The sequence below is a fragment of the Methylobacterium iners genome (assembly GCF_022179305.1).
GTDB classification, from domain to species: Bacteria; Pseudomonadota; Alphaproteobacteria; order Rhizobiales; family Beijerinckiaceae; genus Methylobacterium; species Methylobacterium iners.
The window spans coordinates 1-1,786 of record NZ_BPQP01000098.1 but is presented as its reverse complement, the minus strand read 5'-3'; the positions used below and the strand labels follow the sequence as shown (position 1 = coordinate 1,786).

The window sequence follows — 1,786 nt, the reverse complement described above, 5'->3', positions numbered from 1 at the left end:
AATTGATTGATTAACGATGACGGCGGAAACTTAATCCTAGCCGTATGCTCAAGATAGCCGGCTCGATACTATGGCGATCTCTCAGGGGTAATCCCTGACGCCATAGACGTCTTGAGTGTTGCGCGATGCGCTTGCCGCAGAAATTCCGCTCAGATCAATCCGGGGCATCGGCTGTCGAGTTCGCGCTCATCGCCCCTGTCTTCATCGCCATCCTCATGGCGGTCTGCGAGTTCTCATTCGTCTTCTTCACCCTGAACACAGCCCAACACGCCGTGTGGGATGCGGCGCGCCAGCTTGCGGTGGGACGAACGACACCAGCTGCCGCGCAAGACGCCATAAAGAACGCCTTGCCTCAGTGGGTGGGCACTCAAGCGACGATCGTTGCCGACAAGGATCCTGCTGACAGCACACGCTACTTGGTTCGGGCGTCCATTCCTATCGCGGCTGCGACACCGACCAATTTCCTTGCAGCTGCCTTCGGCGGGAATGTCATGACCGCCTCGGCAACTTTGATGCAGGAGACGCAGTGATGCGCAACTTCCGTCACGATGAGCGAGGCAGCATCACTATCCTTGCTGCACTGGCTCTGCCCGTGGTCCTCGGCGCTGCCGCGCTCGCGGTCGATCTGGCCCATCTGCGCTACAGCAAGGCGCGCCTCCAAATGGGCGCGGATGCCGGGGCGCTCGCAGCTATCAGGAAGCTGTCGAATGAGGCGGATGCGGTCCAGGCTGCGGTGACGATCGCGAACCTGAACGTGCCGAGCAATGCAGGTAACGTCACCGCACCAACGGACGTCCAGCTCATCGTCTACGATCCCGGCACCAAGACCTACAAGCCAAGCGATGCGGCGACACCACCGACTGGCGTGCGTGTGACGGCCTCGCGTGACGAGGCGCATGGCAACGCCATCAAGGGCATCTTCGCGCAACTGATCGGCGGCTCAGACACCTATAGCGTCTCTGCCAGTGCAATCGCCGTCGTGCGCGGCACGGACGATCCTGCCTGCGTCTACGCTCTGAATGCGACGGATCCGGATGCCCTGACGATAGCGGGCAGCACCACCGTCAGCCTGGGCTGTGGCGTGCGGGTGAAATCCGCTTCAGCAACGGCAATTTCATCCAACGGCAACAAGGCGCGGATGACGGCCACTTCGGTCTGCCAAGCCAATGCTCCAGGGTTCAACCCATCTGGGTTCAATCCGACTGTGACGCGATGCTTCTCAGCAGTCACGGATCCCTTTGCTGCGGTTGAAGAGCCGACACCATCGGGCTGCAAGCCTGGTGGTACGCTGACGGGTACGGTGCTGGCCGGCTGTTTCAGCGGACCTGTGAACTTCTCCGGCACTGTGACCCTGAGCGCGGGCACCTACTACTTCAGCGGTTCTGAGGTGAACATTAACAGCAATGCGAAGATCACCGGCAGCGGCGTTACGCTGTTCTTGGATGGATCATCGTCTCTAAAGATTACCGGCAATCCGCTGATCAAGTTCTCTGCTCCCACGAGTGGGTCGCTTGCCGGCATATCCCTCTTCCAGTCTCGCAAGGCTGTTGGAGCATCGCTGACCATCAGCGGGAACTCTGACTTCAACATCACTGGCGCCATCTACGCTCCGGCTACCGTTGTGACCTTTACGGGCAGCGGCACGACGACGAACCCCGCTCGCTACGGCTCTCTCGTTGCCTCAAAGGTTCACTTCACTGGAAACTCTGAGATCGACTTCGCTGTGGCAATCGGTGCTGGTCAAAGCGGACAAGAAGGGAAAACGGTCGGCGGCCTCGTGTACTAG

The 1,786-nt window shown here is 59.9% G+C and carries 2 protein-coding genes; both read left to right on the top strand.

Annotated elements, in window-relative coordinates; translation table 11 throughout:
* Positions 1-125: 125 nt before the first annotated feature.
* Complete coding sequence (locus tag MFF55_RS24365; RefSeq protein WP_238246703.1) at positions 126-530, top strand: TadE/TadG family type IV pilus assembly protein; 405 nt, start codon at positions 126-128, stop codon at positions 528-530.
* Positions 530-1,786, top strand: a complete 1,257-nt coding sequence (locus MFF55_RS24360; protein ID WP_238246702.1) for a DUF7305 domain-containing protein — start codon at positions 530-532, stop codon at positions 1,784-1,786. Before MFF55_RS24365 ends, MFF55_RS24360 begins: the two co-directional genes overlap by 1 nt.